The organism is Aphanizomenon sp. UHCC 0183, from assembly GCF_009712065.1.
GTDB classification, from domain to species: Bacteria; Cyanobacteriota; Cyanobacteriia; order Cyanobacteriales; family Nostocaceae; genus Dolichospermum; species Dolichospermum heterosporum.
In genome coordinates, this window is record NZ_VILC01000015.1 from 40,544 (window position 1) to 63,336 (window position 22,793).

Genomic DNA, 22,793 nt, shown 5'->3' on the forward strand with positions numbered 1-22,793 from the left:
TTAATTTAAGTGTAAACCCTGTATTAAATTATTCTTTTTTGATAGATAATTATCATCCGACGCTGGAGATAAATGGGTTTTTAAAAATCTTTAAAAATCTAGACATGAAGAATTGATTTCAACTTACCAATCTAGCTGAAATTCTAAGCAAATTTATAGTTTTTTGAATAAATAACTTTCTCCTCCTCTTTCAATATATTGACATTTTTCAACCAGAATTTATTTTTTTAAATGGGACATATTCCCTGAGAATAAATGAGAAAAAATCCGACCAATCTTTAAACCAAATAAATTTTAATAGGCTACGCATATCATTAAAAAAAGAAGTTCGAGTTACTAATAACTCACGAACTTTCTGATAGGTATAATTAACTAAATCTAAAACAGTATGAAATAAAAAAGCTAATAAATTCAAAGACAATAATAACTCGCACAAATGATTTTCTCCATGACCAAAGTTATGCCCTAAATTATAACCGTGATTTTTAAGAACGTTATTCCCTTCATTCTCAACTTTCCATCTGCTGCGTGCAGCCTTGACAATTTTTTCAACATTATTTTCAGTGATTTTATGATTAGTAATCCAATTATTTTGGTAGATGATTTTCTTGACAACAATTATAAATTTTTATTTCCCTTGGATTCCCTATTCTAAAACCCGAACGATGAACTGGATTTTCCCCATTCGTTGTCAAGCAATCTCTCTAGTTTATTGAGTATTCATACTTATTTTTCAACCCGACTGTTTTTTTAGCCAGAGGCAATGGCCAGGGCAAACGCACCTAAATTCTGTAATCCATGTCCAGCAAGGGTTTCAACTTTTAGTTACAAAACTAAACAATCGTCAAAACCTTTGTACAGTAAGCATTCTAAAAATAAGATGCGTTTGCCCTGAGGCAATGGCTAACAAATAGTTACTTTGTACTATATTTTGAATTCCAAAATCGGGGCTAATACTTTATTTTTTTCAAAATGAGAATTGCTGATCAAATTTTTGTAGCCTTTCATAGTTGTCTTGTTTATGCCGTGTTCTACTAGAATCCAAAATTATTTGACTTAATGTGTTACTTGAGCAGACGCTCAAATCCAAAAAAGCTGATTAATACTTCTAAAGGTGTTTCTGCATCCGTCCGGGTTGCTGCTTCAATTTCTTTGATAGTTTCTAGATTTAAATACTTAAAGACTTCTTGAGTTAAAATGGGTATGGCGGCTACTGGAAAGGGAGATAACTCATTTAAGAGACGATTTAACCGAGATTTAGCAAAGTTAACCTGAAATTTTGTCCGTCTTAGTAATCGTTGTCTCAGATTTTCATAAAGTTCTGGATTATCTCTGGACAGAGTTCCCACACTTTGATTTTGAATAATAGGAATAATATCTGGATTTTCTTCTAAAAAGAGTAAGCCACCCTCCCGATTGTAAGATCCTATTCCCTCCATACCTAAAGAACCAATATCAGCTAAAGTAATGATCCGAGCTACTAATGAGATAGATGGATTTTGATCATAAAGAGAGGGTTGATAAATGGCTTGCTCTGTAGTATCGTAATCGCAAATAGTGGCGATGATGGCTTCTTGAATAATTGCCAAATCTAGATCAGTAAAAAGTGCCGTACTATCTGGGTTAGATGCCGATATTTGTTGATTTAAAACTTGAATATAGTCAAATAGCTTGACAACAGAGGCATTCTCACTGACACCTGCTTGTCGCCGTCTGGATGTGTGGGGTTCATGGGGTATAAAAATTTGCAATAAATCATGGCTGATCGCACAAACATCTAAGAGTAATTCCATTCTCTTAATTGTCTTTATATCTACTGACAAATAGGGACGAATTGCCTGAAAAATTAATTGAGCGCGTTGTTGTACAGCAATCAAATGGTCTTTTGTATGATAGTACAATTGCTTTTGAATAACTTCATGCTCAAATTCTGCTAGAACAAATTGATTTACTCTTTCTACACTGATAGTAAAATCATCGTTGATGTATAATTCAACTTCTCCAGGTAGTTGGTGTAAGTGCGAGTTTTTTTGGTTGTGTGAATTCATCTTGATTAGCGGGACTTAAAGAAAAATCATATCTAATGGTCGGCTTTCTTCCCATCATAATCTCACAAATTGACGGACTCGTTTTTTCTTTTTCGGTAACAGGGTCTCAATAATTTCCCATTCCTTATCTGTCAAACTGCTTGAGAATGGCATTTTCCACTAATTAAACTTTCTGTGTAATTGCAACTACAAATATCCAGTTTACATTTTTTAGCGATCGCTGTGCCAAAAAGATCCCAAATGGGTTCTATATATTCTCTTCCGAATGAATCAGCCTACCATCTTTTGATTTATACTAAGCGCGTTGTATTCGTTTACGACTAAAGTTGAAATGGGTAATATCAATATTAATCAAACCGCTAAAAATCTTTGAATCACATCTTGACTAAGTTCCTGAGTTAGACCGGAAGCAACAATCCCCCCTTTTTGCATAGCATAATAGTAATCTGCCTGACGGACAAAATGCAGGTGCTGTTCTACCAATAAGACGGAAACTCCTGTGGTTTCAATAATCTGACGGACTGCGGCTTCAATTTCCAAAATGATTGAGGGTTGAATACCTTCCGTTGGTTCGTCTAATACGAGTAGTTGTGGTTTTCCCATTAAAGCACGAGCGATCGCTAATTGTTGCTGTTGTCCACCACTTAAGTCTCCACCCATACGAGAAAGCATAGTTTTTAATACTGGAAATAAACTAAAAATTTCTGAAGGAATTTCTGGTTTTTTGACTGGTTTTTGTCTAGCTTCTAATCCCAAAAGCAGATTTTCTTTAACTGTTAATCGCGGGATAATTTCCCTTCCCTGACTCACATAACCAATACCCATTTTCGCCCTTTCATAAGTTGGTTTACCGTTAATTATCTCCCCTGCAAAATTAATAATTCCGCTGCTGGGTTTGAGTAAGCCAATAATTGTTTTTAGCATGGTTGTTTTTCCCACCCCGTTGCGTCCAATTAAACATACCATTTGTCCTGGTAATACAGTTAAATCTACATTTCTGATAATATGACTTTCACCATAATGAACGTTAAGATTAGAAATTTTTAGCATTATAAAATTAACCTGATTAACTATTTTAATTTTTCCTAACTTTAGCCCACCATCCCCCTCCCCTTGTCAAGAAACTTGTGTGTACACTAATAATACAAGGACGGGCAAGATGCCCATCCCACAAGATTGGATTATCTTTTTTGTGGAGTTCTCTAAGAGGGTGTTTGAAAAGTTATGGTTGATGTATCAAATATTTTTTACCCCACCCTAACCCTCCCCTTGTAAAGGGGAGGGAACTGGATTTTTATTGTTTCCCCCCTTTACAAGGGGAAAGGGGGGTAGCAATGTGATGAAAATTACGGAATACCACTTTTCAAACATCCTCTAATTGCTATGATTAGAAACTGAAAGTAGTTCTCAAAGCACCAATTACTAAATTGCTACTGCTATCATCGTGATTTGGGGCTGTTAGCCAAATTACAGCGGGGGTAATGGTGATATTATCGCTGACCTTGTATTGATAAAATCCCTCAACGTGATAAGAGGTATTTGGATCTTTAGTAATTCCAGTAACAGTAGAATTCGTGACCTTTGGTTCCATACCAAATATAATACCAGCTAAGTTACCTTTTTTACCCAAATCTGGTAAACCTAAAGTAACAGCATAGTTCCAAATTTCCGCTTTTCCTTTGGTACCAGTCAAAAATTGACTATTGGTATATCCAGCCCAACCACCTAAAACAAGTTGCTTCGTAATACCTAAAGATGCTTCCACACCGTAGGAATTACTGGAAAAGTTTGTACCAGAGGCAAGATTGGTAAACGTGGCGTTATTACTACCTGTAGCCAGTGACTTGTTATAGGAATTGATGTAAGTTAAACCAAGGGAAATGCGATCGCTTGGTTTGACTGTTAATTGTGCTAAACCGCCGTAGGGACCATCAAACAACCCATTTCCGGGAGTAGGGTTATTGTGTTGACTAGCTAAGTAACCTAAACTGAGAGTTAAATTTTTACCGATGTTTTGTTTTACACCTAGTCCTGCCCCACCCAATTGGGCATAGATGGGATTTCTGGTTCCAAATGCGGACACAGCACCAGACCCACCATTCCCATCAAATAGATTCAATGTGCTGTCAAGGTCGAGAATTATACCATCATTGGCTATGATGTTGGCATAAGTATTTTTACCAAGGGGGAATCCATAGGAAAGCGCACCTATGGAAACATTGTTATTAGGTGTGCCACTGGCAAAGGACAATTTACCTTCTGTAGTATTAAGACCAAAATTGTTAATATTGTTGCTTTCTAGCCTGGTAAACAGTGTGTCTTTTCCAGTAAAACTGGTGACAAGCTCCAGTCTAGTTCTAGCACCTAATGTCGTATTCTTGTTAGTAATGTTATTAGTGCCAACTTTATCACCAGAAACAACACCACTAACAACCGCAACAACCTGTCCTTGCAGTTTTGTGGTAGTTGAAAATTGATTGGCTTCTAAATCAGCAGTTTTGGCTTCTACAGTGTCTACACGCCCTTTTAAGGTTGCTAGTTCTGCGGAAAAGTCATTTTGCAACTTTTGGATTGTTGCTAAATCTTGTTTTGTCGTTAAATCAGCGGTAGCAGTAGCAATTAATTCATTGACTCGATCTAAACAAGCATTCAAACCAGCCGCAAATTCGTATCGTGACAACGCCCGATTACCCCGAAAAGTCCCGTTAGGATAACCTGCAACACATCCATAGCGTTCTACCAATGATTGTAATGCCTGAAATGCCCAATCATTAGGTTGGATATCGGATAACTGAGACACGGAGGTAACTTGAGATATTACCTCTTGTTGATTATTTATATTTAATTGTTGAGAATTAGTGTCAGTCTGGAGTTGATTATTTGCTGGTATTGCTTCAGCCAAGACTCCAGAACTTGTCCATAGTATGGCACTGATAACAGTCGAACTAGCAAGTAAATATGTTGAGAACTTTTGCATTTTTCTTCACACCTGGTTTTTTACGAATAATTGGAGCTATTAAGAATTATTCTTAACAACTCTAATTTGGAACCTAGAAACTAAAAGTAGTTATCAAAGCACCAATCACTAGATTACTATTCTACCACTTAAATAGCCTAAACTTAGGGCTATTTTATCGCCAAATTGTAACTATTTTTGAAGTCAGTGATGCCTTTACAAGAGGGGATTAAGGGGGGGTATGATTCTCTTCCTGTTTTCCCAAATATACTTCAATAACGCGGGGGTCATTTCTGACTTTCTCAAAATCGCCTTCACACAATACCGAACCCTCATGTAATACTGTAACTTTCTTAGCAATTTGTCGCACAAATTCCATATCATGTTCAATCACTAAAATTGAATGACTCGTGGCTAATGTTGATAATAAATTACCAATATTATAGGTTTCCTCATCTGTTAAACCAGCCACTGGTTCATCAACAAGTAATAAATCAGGAGATTGTGCTACTAACATTCCAATCTCCAAACGTTGCTTTTCTCCGTGGGATAATAAAGCCGCTGGAATATTTGCTTTTGCAGTTAAACCAATTGTTTCTAATAAGCCTTTAAGACTATTTTTTTCCGCAGAATTGATAGAATGAAACAAGGTAGAAAAGACATTTTTCTGACGATTACTAGTGATTTCTAAATTCTCAAAAGGTGTTAAATTAAGATATATGCGTGGAGTTTGAAATTTGCGCCCAATTCCCATCCGTGCAATTTGATGTTCGGCTAAAGAACGTAAATTTTTACCCTTAAATAATACTTTGCCTATGGTTGGTTGCACCTTACCTGTAATTACATCCAAAAAAGTAGTTTTTCCTGCACCATTCGGACCAATTACTACGCGCAATTCACCAACATTCATACTAAAATTTAGGCGATTTAATGCTTTGAAACCGTCAAAACTAACGGTGACATTTTCAGTTTCTAAGATTTTGGCGTTCATGTTTCACTTCTATGTCTTCTTCTAAACTAGGATAGGTATCAGAAATTTTTAATTGCTGACGTTTCCCAAAAGGGATATTTTGTTGATTTAACCATCCCATTATGCCATCAGGAAGCAGAATGACGATTATTAATAATAGTATACCCTGAAAAAATAGCCATATTTCCGCGAATTGTTCACTTAAAAAAGTCCGAGCATAATTAACTAATAAAGTGCCAATAACTGCCCCGATTAATGTCCCTCTTCCCCCCACAGCCACCCAAATCACCATTTCAATAGAAAAGCCAATATCCATGGATCTAGGGGATACAGAACCACTTTGAACGGTGTAAAATGCCCCAGCTATACCAGCAATTGCTCCCGAAACAGCAAATACTAAGACTTTAAAATCTGTGGGGTCATAACCAGAAAATCTCACCCGACTTTCATCATCACGAATAGCTATTAATAATCTACCAAAACGTCCACTAGTTAACCAGCGACAAATCCCATAAGTAGCCGCCAAAAATACCACCGTCAAGACGTAAAAAACAAATTGAGTTTTGTTATCACTAACTATAGCACCACTGCCATTGACTCCCCAAGACAAAGGCGGAAAAGTGGTAAAATCTATCAACCCATTTGTGCCATTAAAAAATTGTTGTTGTCCATTAAAAAAATTGAAAAATACAATAATTGCAGCTTGAGTCAAAATCGAAAAATAAACGCCCTTAATGCGATTACGAAATACTAAATATCCTAGTAGTCCTGCTAACAAACCCGGAATCATCACCACAGCAGCCACAGACAGGGGAAAAGAAGAAAAAGGCTGCCAAAATCCAGGAAGTTCCATAACACCATAAAGGGACATAAAATCCGGTAACTCCCCCGTGGGGACTTGCAATTTTAGGTACATAGCGATCGCATATCCACCCAAACCGAAGAAAATCCCATGTCCCAAACTCAATAAACCAGCATAACCCCAAATTAAATCAATTCCCAAAGCCACAATAGCCAGAGACAAAAATCGTCCCAATAAATTCAGACGAAAATCTGAAAGTAAAACCGGCATAATCAAAATCAAAATTAAAGCGATCGCACAAACGACCCCAACTTCAACTAATATTAAACTTCGCCCCTTTTTAATTTTCATCATTTCTAACTTATCCATTTTCTAAAATCCGCGTTTATCTGCGTTTATCTGCGTTTAATTTCCCATAATTTAAACATCAACATGACGACCCTTTTGGGGAAAAATTCCGCCAGGTTTCCACTGTAAAAACACAATAATTAACGCAAAAACCATCACCTTAGCCATACTTGTAGTTGCAAAAAAACTAAATAAATCAGCCAAAGGCTTGACCGCACCCAACAACAAAGCCAAAGTTCCCGAACCAATCAAATAATTAATTGTCCCAATTCCCAAAGCTGCCAAAATCGTACCAGCTAAATTACCCACACCACCGACAACCACCACCATAAAGGTGTCAATAATGTAATTTTGTCCAGTATTTGGTCCGACAGAACCGAGTAAACTAATTGCACATCCAGCCACACCAGCTAACCCTGAACCCAGTGCAAAAGTAATTGCATCAACTTTTTGAGTGGGAATACCCAAACAAGCGCTCATACTGCGATTTTGAGTAACAGCCCTAATTCTTAATCCCCAATGAGAACGTTGCAAAAATAGATAAATTCCTCCCACACAAATAATCGTCAAAACAATAATAAATAACCGGGCATAAGGTAATTGTACACCAGCTAAAGATACACCAGATTGTAACCAACTAGGGGCTGTAACATCCACATTTTGAGCGCCGAACCAAGGTAAAGTTACCGCTTGCTGATAGGTTTTACTCAATAAATTACAAATTGTGATTGTCAATCCTAGTGACAAAAATAGTAAAACTCCCACAACCCAGTTACGAATTTTCTGTAAATTATTCCGAGAATTTAAAATCCATAAACCCCCAAAAAACAAAACAGAAAACAAAACCATCCCCATGACTAATAATAAATTGACACTGCGAACAAACTGCTGAAAAATTAAACTTACGCCCCAAGTTGCTAACAGAGTTTCTAAAGGTCGTCCATAGAGATAACGAATTACACTTTTTTCCAGAACTAATCCCACACCAGCAGTGAAAACAAAAGCAATAATCAAAGCCAGAAATATATAAACTTCAAACCAAACCCCACCCAATTGCTTACAAACATTTTGCACGACAAAAGTTGTATAAGCGCCAAACATCATTAGCTCACCATGTGCCATATTAATGACACCCATTAAGCCAAATATGATCGCTAATCCTAACGCAGCAATTAATAAAACAGCGCCAATACTAACACCATTAAATACAGCTTCCAAGAACCCTGTTAACATTTTATCCCTGCAATTATCAATTTATTCCTAATAGTCAGTTGTCAGTTGTCAGTTGTTTTTTAGTTATTTTCACCTCACAGCAAATTGCCACTAAACGAAGTACAAATATGAATAAGTAGGTGAACACAATAAAACCAAACAAACGTAAAATCGCTGAAAACTTCTTTACTCTCGCCTCTTTAAGTAATTGGACAAAAATATTTACAGTCATTGCGAGCGAAGGGAAACAATCACAGCCCTGGTGATTGCTTCATTTCACTTCGTTCCATACAGCTAACGCAACGCTTAGGCAATAACATTGTGTAATTAATTCTGTCTCACTACTTATCTTTTAGCTTTTAGTAATTAAGGATATTACCATGAAAAAATGACAAACTATATCGTAAGTGATTAGACGGACATGATACAATTCCATTGTGATATTTTAACGAAATTTAAGCAAGCAAAAAATCAAGGAGATTCTTATGACTACCATTTACAAAATGATGTTTGGAACTTATAACGCTGACACCTTAATCGGTACAGATGGTCCAGATACCCTGATTGGACTTGCCGGCAACGATACTTATACCGTTAATCATATAGGTGACATTGTTACCGAAGCTCTCAACGCAGGAACTGATTTAGTCAACGCATCTATTTCCTACACCTTACCTAATAATGTGGAAAACCTGACCTTGACAGGAAGCAGCAATATTAATGGTACGGGTAACAGTCTGCATAACACTATCACAGGCAATAGTGGCAATAACACCCTCAACGGTGGTAATGGTATTGATACCTTGATTGGTGGTTTAGGTAATGATGTTTATGTGGTAGATACTACTACTGACACCATCATAGAAAAAGCCAATGAGGGAACAGATACAGTTAAATCATCTGTCACTTATACCTTGGGAGATAATCTAGAAAACCTCACCCTCACAGGAGTAGCCGCAATTAACGGCACAGGGAACGCAGGTAATAACACTCTCATTGGTAATAGTGGCAATAACACCCTCAACGGTGGTTTAGGTGCAGACACCCTCACAGGTGGAACAGGAAGCGATACCTTTGTTTTCCAATTTGGACAATCCCCAGTATTAGGAGCAGAAAGAATTACCGACTTTGCCATCGGCACTGACAAAATTGACCTGTTGACCTCCTTGGGTGTAGCTATGAAGGCTCCCACTGCCTTCACTCGTGCTGCTGATAGTACAGCTACTACCTTAATAAATATGGCCAATAGTGTATTTATTGATGCTAACGGAGGATTATCTGATAATCAGGCTTTAGGTGTAAATAGTGCAGCTTTAGTCAGTGTCACCACTTCCGGTATTGCCGGAACTTATTTGGTCATTAATGATGGTGTGGCTGGTTTCCAATTAGGCAATGACCTATTGGTGAATATCACAGGATATAGTGGTATATTACCAGCTTTGGGTACTATTGCTGTTAGTAGCTTCTTTATCTAAGTGCCTAAGCTCTCTTTCTGTGATTGGGGGGCTATTTTCACCTAAATCACTTTCCTTAACCCTCTCCTAAGAGGAGAGGGTTAAGGAATAATATTTAATACTAGAGAGGCTTGTTATTTGTATGATAAAAAAGTCCAGTTTCTAGCCGTTTTGAGTATTACTAACCCCTGACAACTGACCACCAAATTAACCATTCTTGTATTTACCACCTTTTGCAGGATCTGACCAATCACAAGCAAATCCCTTGGTCTCTTTCACAAATTGATTCCAAGGAACTGGTTCAACTGGTGCGGGAGTAGCATAAACAATGTCAAATAGTCCATCCTTTCTGACTTGACCAATCCGCACAATTTTTGATATGTGATGATTGGCATTAACAGTCACTTTTCCTTCAGGTGCATCTATAGTTTGACCATAGGCCGCAGCCCGGACTTTTGCTAAGTCAGTTGTAGTTGCTTTTTCTACCGCTTGCTTCCATAAATACACGGCGATGTATGCCGCTTCCATTGGGTCATTTGTTACCCTGTCTTCACCGTATTCTTTCTTAAAAGCCGCCACAAATTTCTTGTTCGCAGGTGTGTCTACTGTTTGAAAATAGTTCCAAGCAGCATAATGTCCTTCTAGATACTCCACACCAATGGCTTTAACTTCCTCTTCCGCAATACTCACAGACATGGAAGGATACTTATCTGGTGTCAATCCCGCTCCTTTCAACTGTTTGAAGAAAGCAACATTACTATCACCATTAAGGGTATTATAAATTACACCACCTTTGGGTAAAACTTGCTTAATTTTAGTGATAATAGCTGTTACTTCCGTATTACCCAAAGGTAAGTAATCTTCTCCCACAGTTTTCCCACCTAAAGCCTCTAATTGAGCCTTAATAATGTTATTAGCAGTGCGGGGGAAAACATAGTCAGAACCTACTAAAAAGAACTCTTTACCTTTATTCTTCAACAACCAATCAACAGAAGGTTCAATTTGTTGATTTGGGGCTGCACCAGTGTAAAAAATATTTTTAGAACATTCTTGACCTTCATACTGCACAGGATACCAGAGCATATGATCCTTGCTCTCGAAAACTGGCTTGACATTTTTGCGACTAGCAGAAGTCCAACAACCAAAAACTACAGCTACTTGATCCTGGTCAATCAATTTAGTAGCTTTTTCTCTAAAGGTGTCCCAATTAGAAGCGCCATCTTCAACAACTGCTTCAATTTGCTTACCTAAAATACCCCCAGCAGCGTTAATTTCCTTAATTGCTAATTTTTCCGCATCTACCACACTTTTCTCACTGATAGCCATTGTCCCACTGAGAGAATGTAAAATACCTATCTTGATGGTTTTACCAGTAGTACCAGCTATGGGAGATGTACTGGTGGATGCTGCTGGACTATTCGCAGTATTTGGAGAGTTATTAGCACAAGCTTTTAAAAAAATGCTACTACCAACACCTACAGCACTGTAAAGCAGAAACTTACGTCGGTTAAATTGCCTACCCATATTTTTGATTAGTTATCTTTTAAAGTGAGATATTAGTTCTATATTTAACTATTAAACTGTGATTTGTTATACAAAATCGTAATTTATTTTAATAAAAATATACCTCAAGATTGGTGTAAGTAGTGAGACAGAATTAATTACACAATGTCATTGCGTTAGCAAAGCGTGGCGTTAGCCATATGGAACGAAGTGAAATGAAGCAATTCCAAGGGTTGTGATTGCTTCCCTTCGCTCGCAATGACTGTAAATATTTTTGTCCAATTACTTAATAGCCACATACATAGCCACCTCCCCGCCAGCGACTAGCAGGTTAGGATCTACCTCATATAATTATAAATATCTGTATAGATTCTCAGATTCCTGTTAAGTATACAGGGATATTGGTGAAATTAAAAACTTGATCATCAATCTCTATCTTAAAAAACCTCATGTTGCTATATTTTTTAAGAAGTATCAATAATCAAATCAGAAATTATGACAAAATACATCATGTGGGGAAGCTATTGTGAAGACGTTCTCAGCAAACGTGAACCCTATCGTCAAGACCATTTAGCCGGATTAGCACAACAGAAAGAATCTGGAATTTTAATTACCATTGGTCCAACAAAAGATGTAACTCAAGTTTTTGCTATTTACGAAGCTGAAGACGAAAACACCGTTCGTCAATTAGTGGAATCAGATCCCTATTGGCAAAACGGCATTTGGACAGAGTATTCTGTTAAAGAATGGATTCAGGCTTTTTAGCCCCTTAACACAATTTTTAACGAAAATAATTAATTCGTAATGGGTAATTACGAATTAATTATCGAACAGAATTCAGGAGTCAGAATTCAGAATGAATTCTGTGCGAGTGGCGGATGAATAACTGGGTTTAAGACCCCCACCAAATCGTAGATTTGGTTGTCTTTAATCAGTCGCAGGTTTGAATCCTCGACTGATTGATTCTGACTCCTGGCTACTGACTCCTGACTCCTTCTTCAACCCTTCAGTGCCTTTTGAAAATTGCGACGATAGGATGAATTAGCTAAAAACAAAGCAGGCCATAGCACAGCCAAACCGATCCGATTAGGTAAAGTTTGATTAAAATTAGTCCTACCAAATCCAGTCCAAAATTTCCACACACCACCGAGATAAACCACGATTATTCCGAAAACAAGTAAATTCATAATTACCATCAACTTCCTTAATAACTGACATCATCTTATAAGAAGATAGGCTAAAAACCCCGGAATTGATCCCTAAAAATCCCCAAAATTTTTAGAGATCAATGTCTCGTAAGCCGGGGATGAAAGCTGCAAGAGAGGATTTATCCCCCAGTGATAAGTTAATTATATTTGATGTTATAATCTCAATTGACAGGAAAGGTAATCAACCTGTATAAAAACCTAACTGCCTAACTGTAATCTGTACCTTGACAATTAAATCTATGGGGTTCTACTGCATTGTTCTAGTTTTCTCCTATCAGTAGGTAAAAGATTTATAGGTGCTAGACGAATCAGAATTTTGAAACGATAAGGAATAGGGAACAGGGAACAGGGGAGGAACTACTGGTGTCAACTTAGAGACTTCCAAATAAAAAAATGTCCCAAAACTAACGCAAAAACCCTCCCTATTTCTTCTCTCTCTGTGTTCTCTGTGCCTCTGTGGTTCGTTTGTTCATTTATTTATTGGGATAATTTATTTCCTGGAAGTCCCTTAAGCTACAGATGGCTTATTTGTTTGGCTGACAGACCCGCCCAGAAATGAATTAGAGTAAGCCACAAAATAAATAATCCTGTTTTGTCATGCTGAGTGTAGCGAAACGAAGCGAAACGAAGCATCTCAAGAGATTCTTCACTACACTTCGTTTCGTAATCCCTCTGACACGCTGCGCGAACAGAATGACATTGGGCATTTCTTTTTGTGGAGTTCTCTAAGGGACTTCCAATTAAAAAAATACCCAAAAATTTCTTGTGGTGCGGGACGAAAAGCCCGCTAATCATCAAGGACGGGCAGGATGCCCATCCCACGAAGTTGGGCATTTCTTTTTGTGGAGTTCTCTAAAGTAAACTCAACAATTTCAAAAATTTTCTAGTTATTGAGTCGTCTTGAGACGACTTTTGCTATGAGACTGGGAATTCATTCCCAGTCGGACTATGGATTTTACGTTAAGTTGACACCAATGGGGAGAAACTTCTTTCTTCCTCCTGATAGCGTTCACGTAGTGTGCCGAAGGCATAGCCTGGCGTTAGCCATAGTCCTGATAGCGTAGCGTGGCGTTAGCCATACTCCTGACTCCTGACTCAGTGACTCCTTTAAGAGATGTTTCTTATGGAAGGTTCTGAAATTTCAATAACTATAAGAGACTAGAAGAAGAAAAATATCATGTTTTTAGTCAAGTTTAGGAGTATTTATGCGTGCAGTCTTAATGGCAGGTGGTTCAGGAACACGGTTGCGTCCTTTGACTTGCGATTTACCCAAACCAATGGTTCCGATCTTAAATCGTCCCATTGCTGAACATATCATTAATCTCCTCAAACGGCACCAGATTTATGAAGTAATTGCCACATTACATTATTTACCAGATGTTCTCCGTGATTACTTTCAAGATGGCAGTGATTTTGGCGTACAAATGACCTATGCTATTGAAGAAGATCAACCATTAGGTACGGCAGGTTGTGTAAAAAATATTACTGAACTTTTAGATGAAACTTTTTTAGTCATTAGCGGTGATAGTATCACAGATTTTGATTTGAATGCTGCCATTGAATTTCATCAACAAAAACAATCAAAAGCCACTTTAATTTTAACCCGTGTGCCTAATCCCATTGAATTTGGTGTGGTAATTACGGATACAGAAGGGCGTATTAACCGATTTTTGGAAAAGCCTTCCACCAGCGAAATCTTTTCTGATACTGTCAACACTGGCACTTATATTTTAGAACCAGAAGTTTTAGACTATTTACCAGAACATACTGAATGCGATTTTTCCAAAGATTTATTTCCCTTATTACTAGCCAAAGACGAGCCAATTTACGGTTATGTTGCTGATGGCTACTGGTGTGATGTGGGTCATTTAGATGCCTATAGAGAAGCCCAGTATGATGCTTTACAAAGGAAAGTTAACTTAAAAGTGGCTTATCCAGAAATTGCTCCCGGTTTGTGGGTAGGACAAAATACTTATATTGATCCTACAGCCAAAATTGAAACCCCAGCCGTAATTGGTAATAATTGCCGCATTGGCGCAAGGGTAAAAATTGAGGATGGGACAGTAATTGGTGATAATGTGACAATTGGGGCTGATGCTCATTTAAAAAGACCAATTATTTGGAATGGGGCAATTGTTGGCGACGAAGCCCAGTTATCGGCTTGCGTAATTGGTCGCGGTACTCGTGTAGATAGACGCGCTCATGTCTTAGAAGCGGCTGTGGTAGGTTCGCTGTCTACGGTGGGAGAAGAGGCGCAAATTAGCCCTGGGGTGAGGGTATGGCCAAGTAAAAAGATTGAGTCTGGTGCAGTTTTAAATATTAATCTGATTTGGGGAAATACTGCCCAACGCAATTTATTTGGACAGCGCGGGGTACAGGGATTAGCCAATATTGATATTACTCCAGAGTTTGCGGTGAAGTTGGGGGCTGCCTATGGTTCGACTTTAAAACCTGGTTCAATGGTGACAGTCTCCCGTGACCAACGCAATGTTTCCCGGATGGTAACACGGTCTTTAATTGCGGGTTTAATGTCTGTCGGTGTAGATGTCCAGAACCTAGATACTACCGCTATTCCCATCGCTCGAACTGTGATCCCCACAATGTCAGTAGCAGGGGGTATTCATGTCCGAGTTCACCCAGAACGCCGTGATTATATCTTGATTGAATTTATGGATGTTAAGGGCATTAACATCTCTAAAGCCCAAGAAAAGAAAATTGAGGGGGCGTATTTTAAGGAAGATATGCGCCGTTCCCAAAGTCATGAAATTGGTGATGTGGTATATTCCAGTCAATTAATGGACTGCTATGGCAAGGCTTTTGAAAAGTTATTAAATTTGGATACTCTGCGTAATAGTCGGGCAAAAGTGGTAATTGACTATGTTTACGCTGTGTCCGGGGCAGTTTTGCCGCAAATGTTGGATAAATTTGGGGCTGATGCGGTGGTGTTAAATGCTAGTTTGAATAAAACGGCAATTTCCAATGCTGATAGAGAATTACTATTGACTCAATTAGGTCACGTTGTGGAGGCGGTGAACGCTAATTTTGGCGTGCAGGTATCAGCTAATGGGGAACAACTGATTTTAGTTGATGAATCGGGTTTTCCCATTCGCGGAGAAATGCTGACGGCTTTGATGGTGGATATGATGTTAACTGCTAACCCTAGAAGTTCGGTAGTTGTACCGGTTCATGCTTCTAGTGCGGTGGAATTGGTTGCCCATCGTCATGATGGTAATGTAATTAGAACTAAAGCGAATCCGACGGCTTTAATGGAAGCTTGTCAAAAAAATCCCAATGTGGTTTTGGGTGGGAGTGGGGAAACTGGGTTTATTTTTCCGCAATTACATCCAGGGTTTGATTCGATGTTCTGTATTGCCAAGCTGATTGAAATGTTAACTATTCAAGAGCGATCGCTGGCAACCGTGCGTTCCGAATTACCTCGTGTCATTAATAGAACCTACACAGTCCGCTGTCCTTGGACTGCTAAGGGGGCGTTAATGCGTTATTTGGTGGAAACTCACCCCGCCCAGAATCTGGAGTTAATTGACGGCGTGAAAATTCGCCAGCCCTATGATGACAATTGGCTATTGGTTTTACCTGATGCTAGTGAACCCCTAGTCCATCTCTATGTTAACAGTAGCGATCGGGATTGGGTTGATGAAACTCTCAGAGATTACCGCGCCCGTGTCCAGTATTTTGTGGAACGCGAACAGGAAAATTACCGTTTGGATATGTAGGGCTTGCTGATAGCGTAGCGTGGCGTTAGCCATGTAAAACTGAAACCTTTCATTAATAAGGGTTTCGCTGATTTTTATCACAAGAAGGTGCAAGGTTTTGGCTGATGGTGTCTCAAAATTGGTGCATTTTCCTGGGTCGGATTTAGAAAATTGAGGATATCCAGATGGCTGAAACTGTTCCCAGTTAAGAGTTAAGATTTCCCTGCCGTCACGGACAACTTTTTCAGCAAGTCCTATATATCTTCCATCTTGCCTCTTGAAGCTGGGAGTTATACTCAAAACGGCTTGATTGTTTGATTCTAAACGTAGGGGTAAAGCATGAGCTAAACCCCTACACATCTGGGTTCTTTGTCATTTGGCAAAAGTTTAAATCTCACCTGTGTTTAGTATATTAGCATTACACCCCCAAAAGATTATTCCTATCCCCACAACCGAAATCATAGCGCACAGTGCCTTGTTTATTTGTACCGCACCCCAAGGCTGTTTCATCATTCAGTTTTAATTAATATATTGGTGGATCGTCTCTTAATTGCTTTGATGTTTCCTGAAGCCGCGCAAAACTTTCTTGGCGCGATCGCTCGATCATCAGTGTTTGTAAAATTGGTTCAAGAATCCGTTTAGCATCTTGATAACCCCGGTTTTGCAAGAGTTGAATCCGTTCGGGACTGAAATCTAATAATGTATTAAGACCACCCATATCTTCCGTTGGACGAATTTCAATTATTGTTTGATTAGGGAAATCATGACGATTCCAAAGTTCCCCATTCCCTAAATGAATGACGATCGCATGAGTACAACCGCGATTTGCTAAGGCTTTGAGAGGGACATTATCACCTAGCCAACCATCAACATAATGCTTGTCATCAATCTGGCGCGATTTAAATGCTAAAGGAATAGCAGCACTGGCGAGTAATGTTTGATAAATTTCTTCATCGGTTTTGGCTGATTGGACATGAATATATTCGGCGGATTGTCCAAGATTGGAGGCGATCGCATTGCCTATTGTGGGGACAATCTGACCTGCTTTGTGTGAAGATGGTAGAAAATTGTGTACTGAGGGAAACGCGGCTACCCAGAGTTCAATTCCTACTCGCAATTGTTGAGGATTGATGGCATAGCGTAAAAATTTATCCAGTGGGTTAGGATCACACAGAGATGCGTCTTCCTGTGAGAAATGTAAATATTGTGCCAAGGAATGCAGTGGATATTTAACTAACTGCCAGTTGATAATGTTGGCTTCACCTAGTTCTTTCCATAGTTGCCACAAGCGATCGCTTGATTGTTTAAATGATGTACCAGAGGCGAGGATCGCACCATTGAGCGCACCAATGCTCGTACCTGCAATCATCAGAGGGGCAAAGTCAATTTCTGCTAGGTATTTGACTACGCCTGATTGGTACGCGCCTTTAGCACCGCCACCCGCCAGCACCAATCCGAGTTTGATTTTGGCTTCTTTCATGTAATAATTTAAATTATTAATCTATTAATTTTATGACGCAAATTGTAACATATTCCAAGAATAAGATCCCCGACTTCTCAGAGAAGTCGGGGATCTGAAACATTGCTGTGAATGCTTAAATCCTAATTCAGACCAAAAACATTAGGTAATAATCATGAATAGAGAATATCTAATCAACTTCCTGAAAAAAAACTTAACCACGATCAAAAGTTATGGTGTAACTTCCTTAGCTTTATTTGGTTCTTATGCAAGAGATGAAGCAAAAAATACTAGCGATCTTGATTTACTCGTAGAATTTCAAGGAAAAGTTACCTTTGATCAATATATGGACTTAAAATTCTTCTTAGAAGATAATTTATCTTTATCCGTTGATTTAGTCACTAAGAAAATGTTGAAACCTCAAATTATTAGTTCTGTAGAAAAAGACGCTATTTATGTCGCGTAGTTTAAAACTTTATTGTGATGATATTTTAATTAGTTGTGATAAAATTATCCGTTATACTCAAGGATTAGATGATAATAGGTTTTTTGCTGATGAATTAAGATTTGATGCGGTAATTAGAAATTTATCAGTGATTGGGGAAGCAGTTAAACAAATTCCTCCAGAAATAAGAAATAAATATCCACATATTGAATGGCGCAAAATTGCTGGATTGAGAGATATTTTAGTTCATGCTTATTTTTCCTTAGAAGATGAGATTATTTGGGACATTATTCAAACTAAAATTAGTCCTTTGAAATCAGCCATTTTAATTATTATTTCTCAAGAATTTTAAGTTAATGGAAAATGGCGATCGCACTGCTTTTATATTAAGCATTTGTGTCTGGGAAATAATCAGAGTCTATGATTTGCTCTGGCGTGAAGGGACATTCTAGGGGAAAGGTAGTTAAAGGTAGTTTTGTTTCCCTTGCCGCGTTTTTTCGTGCTTTCTGATAGCACTCGGATATATTCTCTTTGAGGAATGGGTTTAAGCTAGGACTGTTTTCTAAGACTAATTCGAGTTCATTTCTTTGGGTTATTATAGTTGAAGTCCAACTTTTTGTTTTCTTTTTTGGTTGATATTTATACTTTAATAGGTGCATGATTAAAACAATTAATCGGCTTTTAATTTCCCGTTTGTCATTGCTCCCCATTGATTGAACTTCCTCGATTAGGTTTTCTATATCTAGGTCTTGAATTTGTCCATTTTTGAGTTGGTTAACAGTTTGTTCTATCCAAAGATTAAAGTCGGTTTCATACAGTGTGGTGGTCATAGGTTATTCTCTTAATAATTTGAGAGGGGATATTGTTTGTCTAGAAATGTTGGGTTTCCTTTTGTCAACCCAACCTACGAAGGGCGATTAGACTAATGTTATCAAATTTAATCTATCGCTTGCAGTTTCATTCACAATGCGTTCCACAAATTCTCTTTTGCTGGTAGTCGGATAAATCATCACGTTGGGGTAGTTACGGCATAATTCAAAGGCGGTTTGGGCTAGATTTTGGGGCTGTTGTTGTTTGGGTAGTTGGGCTAATTCTAGGGTTTTACCAAGGGTAAATAAATAGAGAGTTTTCCCTAGTCTTTCTTCCGAAATAGATTCTACTTCCAACAAATAACCTGCAAGTTCTTGGTTTTCTTGGGATGTTTCGCTATATGACAGGTTGAGGAGGTTGGTTAATGGAAAATGGTTATCGGGGATTGTGTTGTCCGTTGCAAGTATTCTATCGCTTATACTCTGACGCAGTTGGCTGTCTTTACCTTTGGTGATTAATCGTTCGTAATCACCGAGAGCATAATCTACTATTTCACGGGTGACAAAAGCAACTTGAATCGCCCAATGAAAGCCTTGATATGTCCGTTTTGACTGCCATGCGGCGATCGCATCTTCAATTCTATGCTGAACTTCTGTTCTATAAACTCGTTGTTCTAATTTCAGAATCCGATGTTCGTGATCTTCAACTTTGTCTTTCAATTGCTTGACAATATCTTGAAGTAAATTAATATCCTGTCGCTGGTTGCGGATTGCTTGACGAGTTTCTATTAATTTTTCTTCAATGGTGATAATTGCGTTATTACTAACATTCAAGTTATTAGCAATATCTAACACCCAACTGTGTAGAGATTGCATTGCTATATTGACATTTTTATCTATAGCAAGTTGACGTTTTCGATCTGCTCCTGTAAGGTTATCAAAAAACTGTCCAAATAATCCTTGCTTTTGGCGAAAACTAATTAGATCGTCATTGACTTGGATTGAATTTACCAAATCTACAAGTATTTTATCGGTAATAATAGGAATTTTAGATTCCTTTTCTTGAAGATCGTTAAAGTAAATAAGTGACATTTTTGTTTTTTATTTAATGTTATTTTAAGTAATCTTGTTGATATTGTAAGTATTTTTCTAAATTAGCAGCTTTATCTAAAAGTAGCTTGTACTGACTTACAATGATTGTATAGCTATTTTGTATTTTTTTGCTAGTTTCAATTAATTGACGCAAGTATTCCTCATATTCTTTAAATAAATGATAACGATTCCAAAGAATTATCGTAATATCTTCTCCCAGTGTTGAGACAAGGATCTTTTTTAACTCATCCTCGGACACCGAATGAAAATAAAGATTTATTACGGAGACAAAGGATGATTCTTTGTCTATGTATGAACTACGAATGCCACTTACTACTTCTTCAGAGAATAAATATACATACACGGTCTTTGTTCCTAATCTTCTGCTACTAATTTCGATTAATGTTGAATTTTGATAGGAATGATGACGATATGGATTAAGTGTATTCATTGGATCATATGATACATAACCTGTGTTTATAAAATCGGGCAAGTCTTCACCCCAATATATTTTTGCATTTCCTACTATAGTTGAGCTAGATTCATATTTTTTAAGCCGTTCCTCATATTTACTAATATTTGCTTCATAAGCATTGCATTTTTTCTTGACTACTTCTTTGGCATATTGATAGAAATCTGTGTATTTATCTTTATTCAATAAAAATTCTTGATTCAATTCTTTCTGCATTCTTTTGTGAATTTCATGAATAAATACATTGTCGGAATTTAAATAGTAATTGACATCTTCAACATATTGAGATTCGATATTTTTTAATTGATCAAACAATTCATCAAAAATTTTATTAATTTTAATACAGCAAATTCTATTAAAGTTTACGATCTCTTGTAGCATAGATACGTTCATGTATGTAGGGTTTATGATTACTAAATAATGACGACTATCTTCTGCTATATTCAATTTAATTAAGCGAGTACATAAAATGTCGAGCTGATGATCAAAAAACTTCTGAAATTCACTTTCACTTTCAAAGTCATGAAGGGCTGTGTGTTTTTTTTCTTGACTTTCGTTGAATATGCTGTTAATAGAAGAAAGAAATTCTTCCTGCCATTTAAGACTAGTATAAATTGATATTACTTCTTTCAACTCTGCTTCCACAAAGTTAATTTGCTCTTGTAGCTGTTGAATATGTCGCTCAAGTATTCCCTTCTGCTTGCTGAGACAAGACAGAAAAGAAGTAAATATCTGACTAATATCTTTTAACGCATACTTAATGCTAGGTACTAGAGGAGCGATCGCCTTTTCCATAAAATCAGCAAATCCAGACTTTTGCCAATACTTATTAGCTGCTTTATCCATTTCTGATAAAGAAATATCCTCTTTTCGATCTTCCCAAGAATCGCTATAATACTTTTGTCCAAGAGCCTCAAAACTCTTCCTTTTCCGTAATTCTGTTGGCTGATAAATCTTTTTCTCACGCTGAAAATTAGTAGCTAAAAATCCTTTAATAGCCGACATTTCAAAAACTCGATTTTGAGGATCATCAATTTCATATTTAGTTTTAACCAAACTTAAAATTTGTTCAGCAGTTAAATCGTCAGGATTATTAGGATCACGAGCATCAATTTTGTTAACGATGATATAAATGCGATCGCGTCCCTTATCAGCAGCCATTTTATCCACCAACTTTTTGACCTTTTTTTGGTTCTCTGGTTGTCCAATTGTCATATAGTCCACCACCACCAAAACCAGAGAAGTGACATCAAGTCTATCCTTGGCAACATTCAGTAAATTTAAAGACTTATCCTCACTAAGTCCAGGCGTATCCACCAGCACCAAAGTCCCCAAACCCGAATCTTTTAGAGATGATAATTGTGGCGGAAAAGGAACTTCAATCCGAGGAATTTCAGACAAAGAGGACAAAAACTCTGTAGATATGCCAAAAATACCGCACAACCGCAGTAGGTTATTTATTTTGATTAATGCAGGTTGAATATCATCGGATTTCACCTCCTCAGACAAAGGAAAAACCGAACTGTTGAAAATTTCCCTAATTAAATCCTCGCGGGGAAAATCATTTTTAGTAGCCTGTTTAATTGCTTCATCTAAACCAATTCGCTGGAATTTCTCATGTAATTGTCGCCAAACGTCTCGCAAAAGCGTCATCAAAGCATTACCCAGAAACAATTTAGGACGAGTTACTTTACGAGAAAAAACAATCTCAGTAGGTAAAACCGTCGTCGCATCATTACGACTAGGTAATAAATCCTGTCCTGCGATCGCATTAATAATAGTAGACTTACCCGCACTGGTTGGCGCAACAATCGTCATCGTCAATTCTTTACGCTTCACCCTTTCCAGCTTCTCATTGACGTGCCTGATATCTTCTTCAATAGCCTTAATCTCAGCCCCCAACCGATTCCCACTCTGATTTTCCGCCAGCAACCGATCATGTTCTCTCAATATTGCACAACCTTCCGACATCACATTACTGACATGGGTAATCACATCAATAGCAGACTGGTGTAGTGCATCCGAATCAGGCTGTAAAAGGTTGTTAGACATAAATTTAAGATGTTAGAAAGCATCACCGTCAACAATAATCTTAAAACCGCACAGGACGAAGCTAAACGACGGCAGATAATATTTTCACCACATTATCACACAGCGGTATGTACTCTTTGTGAAATATATTTTAGACAAAATCATCAAAATCCAAACACAAATCCTGAAAATCCTGAAATCCTGGACATCCTGATTCAGACAAAATCCTGAAAATCCTAAAATCCTGAACATCCTGATTCAGACAAAATCC

The 22,793-nt window shown here is 37.7% G+C and carries 17 protein-coding genes and 1 pseudogene; 5 read left to right on the forward strand and 13 right to left on the reverse strand.

Annotated elements, in window-relative coordinates:
- Window positions 1–294: 294 nt before the first annotated feature.
- The 7 genes and pseudogenes from FJR37_RS07410 to FJR37_RS07440 all read right to left on the reverse strand — a co-directional run.
- A pseudogene (locus FJR37_RS07410) lies at window positions 295–610 on the reverse strand (ISNCY family transposase); the annotation flags it as partial.
- Between the two features lie 454 nt (window positions 611–1,064).
- Window positions 1,065–2,048 carry a hypothetical protein gene (locus tag FJR37_RS07415; RefSeq protein WP_168465686.1) on the reverse strand — a complete coding sequence of 328 codons (984 nt, stop codon included), beginning with the start codon at window positions 2,046–2,048 and terminating at the stop codon, window positions 1,065–1,067.
- Between the two features lie 351 nt (window positions 2,049–2,399).
- Window positions 2,400–3,098, reverse strand: coding sequence for an urea ABC transporter ATP-binding subunit UrtE (urtE, locus tag FJR37_RS07420; RefSeq protein ID WP_168465687.1), 699 nt, complete (start codon window positions 3,096–3,098; stop codon window positions 2,400–2,402).
- A 337-nt stretch (window positions 3,099–3,435) separates the two neighbouring features.
- On the reverse strand, window positions 3,436–5,025 hold the full coding sequence (locus tag FJR37_RS07425; protein WP_168465688.1) for an iron uptake porin: 1,590 nt from the start codon (window positions 5,023–5,025) through the stop codon (window positions 3,436–3,438).
- A 208-nt stretch (window positions 5,026–5,233) separates the two neighbouring features.
- Window positions 5,234–5,995 (reverse strand): urea ABC transporter ATP-binding protein UrtD, encoded by a 762-nt coding sequence (urtD, locus tag FJR37_RS07430; protein WP_168465689.1) that lies wholly within the window; start codon window positions 5,993–5,995, stop codon window positions 5,234–5,236.
- Window positions 5,970–7,145, reverse strand: coding sequence for an urea ABC transporter permease subunit UrtC (gene urtC / locus FJR37_RS07435; RefSeq protein ID WP_254434532.1), 1,176 nt, complete (start codon window positions 7,143–7,145; stop codon window positions 5,970–5,972). Before urtC ends, urtD begins: the two co-directional genes overlap by 26 nt.
- A 51-nt stretch (window positions 7,146–7,196) precedes the next feature.
- Window positions 7,197–8,357, reverse strand: coding sequence for a branched-chain amino acid ABC transporter permease (locus tag FJR37_RS07440; protein ID WP_027403486.1), 1,161 nt, complete (start codon window positions 8,355–8,357; stop codon window positions 7,197–7,199).
- A 464-nt stretch (window positions 8,358–8,821) separates the two neighbouring features.
- On the opposite strand from FJR37_RS07440, the gene FJR37_RS07445 reads away from it, so the two are divergent.
- The gene (locus tag FJR37_RS07445; protein WP_152608920.1) at window positions 8,822–9,811 is read left to right on the forward strand and encodes a calcium-binding protein; all 990 of its coding nucleotides are present in this window, start codon (window positions 8,822–8,824) and stop codon (window positions 9,809–9,811) included.
- A 186-nt stretch (window positions 9,812–9,997) separates the two neighbouring features.
- On the opposite strand, the gene urtA is transcribed toward FJR37_RS07445, so the two are convergent.
- Window positions 9,998–11,314, reverse strand: coding sequence for an urea ABC transporter substrate-binding protein (urtA, locus tag FJR37_RS07450; protein ID WP_168465690.1), 1,317 nt, complete (start codon window positions 11,312–11,314; stop codon window positions 9,998–10,000).
- Between the two features lie 474 nt (window positions 11,315–11,788).
- On the opposite strand from urtA, the gene FJR37_RS07455 reads away from it, so the two are divergent.
- A complete protein-coding gene (locus FJR37_RS07455) occupies window positions 11,789–12,058 on the forward strand; it encodes a YciI family protein (RefSeq protein ID WP_072033641.1) in 270 nt (89 codons plus the stop codon).
- A gap of 233 nt (window positions 12,059–12,291) precedes the next feature.
- Here the strand turns inward: FJR37_RS07455 and FJR37_RS07460 are convergent, their stop codons facing one another.
- Window positions 12,292–12,480, reverse strand: coding sequence for a hypothetical protein (locus tag FJR37_RS07460; RefSeq protein ID WP_174763400.1), 189 nt, complete (start codon window positions 12,478–12,480; stop codon window positions 12,292–12,294).
- 1,226 nt (window positions 12,481–13,706) lie between these two features.
- Here FJR37_RS07460 and FJR37_RS07465 point away from each other — a divergent pair.
- A complete protein-coding gene (locus FJR37_RS07465; protein ID WP_039200186.1) occupies window positions 13,707–16,235 on the forward strand; it encodes a mannose-1-phosphate guanyltransferase in 2,529 nt (842 codons plus the stop codon).
- A 502-nt stretch (window positions 16,236–16,737) separates the two neighbouring features.
- Here FJR37_RS07465 and FJR37_RS07470 read toward each other — a convergent pair.
- A complete protein-coding gene (locus FJR37_RS07470; protein WP_168465691.1) occupies window positions 16,738–17,694 on the reverse strand; it encodes a patatin-like phospholipase family protein in 957 nt (318 codons plus the stop codon).
- Between the two features lie 154 nt (window positions 17,695–17,848).
- On the opposite strand from FJR37_RS07470, the gene FJR37_RS07475 reads away from it, so the two are divergent.
- Together FJR37_RS07475 and FJR37_RS07480 are read left to right on the forward strand one after the other, a co-directional pair.
- Complete coding sequence (locus tag FJR37_RS07475) at window positions 17,849–18,139, forward strand: nucleotidyltransferase family protein (RefSeq protein WP_039200188.1); 291 nt, start codon at window positions 17,849–17,851, stop codon at window positions 18,137–18,139.
- Window positions 18,129–18,470: a DUF86 domain-containing protein gene (locus FJR37_RS07480; protein WP_039200189.1), complete on the forward strand. Its 342-nt coding sequence runs from the start codon at window positions 18,129–18,131 to the stop codon at window positions 18,468–18,470. Before FJR37_RS07475 ends, FJR37_RS07480 begins: the two co-directional genes overlap by 11 nt.
- A 34-nt stretch (window positions 18,471–18,504) precedes the next feature.
- On the opposite strand, the gene FJR37_RS07485 is transcribed toward FJR37_RS07480, so the two are convergent.
- From FJR37_RS07485 to FJR37_RS07495, 3 genes are all read right to left on the reverse strand, one after another.
- Complete coding sequence (locus tag FJR37_RS07485; RefSeq protein WP_168465692.1) at window positions 18,505–18,948, reverse strand: DUF29 domain-containing protein; 444 nt, start codon at window positions 18,946–18,948, stop codon at window positions 18,505–18,507.
- An 87-nt stretch (window positions 18,949–19,035) separates the two neighbouring features.
- Window positions 19,036–20,019, reverse strand: coding sequence for a diguanylate cyclase regulator RdcB family protein (locus FJR37_RS07490; protein ID WP_168465693.1), 984 nt, complete (start codon window positions 20,017–20,019; stop codon window positions 19,036–19,038).
- A gap of 19 nt (window positions 20,020–20,038) precedes the next feature.
- Window positions 20,039–22,543 (reverse strand): dynamin family protein, encoded by a 2,505-nt coding sequence (locus FJR37_RS07495; protein WP_168465694.1) that lies wholly within the window; start codon window positions 22,541–22,543, stop codon window positions 20,039–20,041.
- Between the last annotated feature and the right edge of the window lie 250 nt (window positions 22,544–22,793).

Bases quoted from the DNA above. Each gene is read 5' to 3' on its own strand.
- FJR37_RS07415 (WP_168465686.1), bottom strand. From the start codon at position 2,048: ATGAATTCACACAACCAAAAAAACTCGCACTTACACCAACTACCTGGA.
- urtE (WP_168465687.1), bottom strand. From the start codon at position 3,098: ATGCTAAAAATTTCTAATCTTAACGTTCATTATGGTGAAAGTCATATT.
- FJR37_RS07425 (WP_168465688.1), bottom strand. From the start codon at position 5,025: ATGCAAAAGTTCTCAACATATTTACTTGCTAGTTCGACTGTTATCAGT.
- urtD (WP_168465689.1), bottom strand. From the start codon at position 5,995: ATGAACGCCAAAATCTTAGAAACTGAAAATGTCACCGTTAGTTTTGAC.
- urtC (WP_254434532.1), bottom strand. From the start codon at position 7,145: ATGGATAAGTTAGAAATGATGAAAATTAAAAAGGGGCGAAGTTTAATA.
- FJR37_RS07440 (WP_027403486.1), bottom strand. From the start codon at position 8,357: ATGTTAACAGGGTTCTTGGAAGCTGTATTTAATGGTGTTAGTATTGGC.
- FJR37_RS07445 (WP_152608920.1), top strand. From the start codon at position 8,822: ATGACTACCATTTACAAAATGATGTTTGGAACTTATAACGCTGACACC.
- urtA (WP_168465690.1), bottom strand. From the start codon at position 11,314: ATGGGTAGGCAATTTAACCGACGTAAGTTTCTGCTTTACAGTGCTGTA.
- FJR37_RS07455 (WP_072033641.1), top strand. From the start codon at position 11,789: ATGACAAAATACATCATGTGGGGAAGCTATTGTGAAGACGTTCTCAGC.
- FJR37_RS07460 (WP_174763400.1), bottom strand. From the start codon at position 12,480: ATGAATTTACTTGTTTTCGGAATAATCGTGGTTTATCTCGGTGGTGTG.
- FJR37_RS07465 (WP_039200186.1), top strand. From the start codon at position 13,707: ATGCGTGCAGTCTTAATGGCAGGTGGTTCAGGAACACGGTTGCGTCCT.
- FJR37_RS07470 (WP_168465691.1), bottom strand. From the start codon at position 17,694: ATGAAAGAAGCCAAAATCAAACTCGGATTGGTGCTGGCGGGTGGCGGT.
- FJR37_RS07475 (WP_039200188.1), top strand. From the start codon at position 17,849: ATGAATAGAGAATATCTAATCAACTTCCTGAAAAAAAACTTAACCACG.
- FJR37_RS07480 (WP_039200189.1), top strand. From the start codon at position 18,129: ATGTCGCGTAGTTTAAAACTTTATTGTGATGATATTTTAATTAGTTGT.
- FJR37_RS07485 (WP_168465692.1), bottom strand. From the start codon at position 18,948: ATGACCACCACACTGTATGAAACCGACTTTAATCTTTGGATAGAACAA.
- FJR37_RS07490 (WP_168465693.1), bottom strand. From the start codon at position 20,019: ATGTCACTTATTTACTTTAACGATCTTCAAGAAAAGGAATCTAAAATT.
- FJR37_RS07495 (WP_168465694.1), bottom strand. From the start codon at position 22,543: ATGTCTAACAACCTTTTACAGCCTGATTCGGATGCACTACACCAGTCT.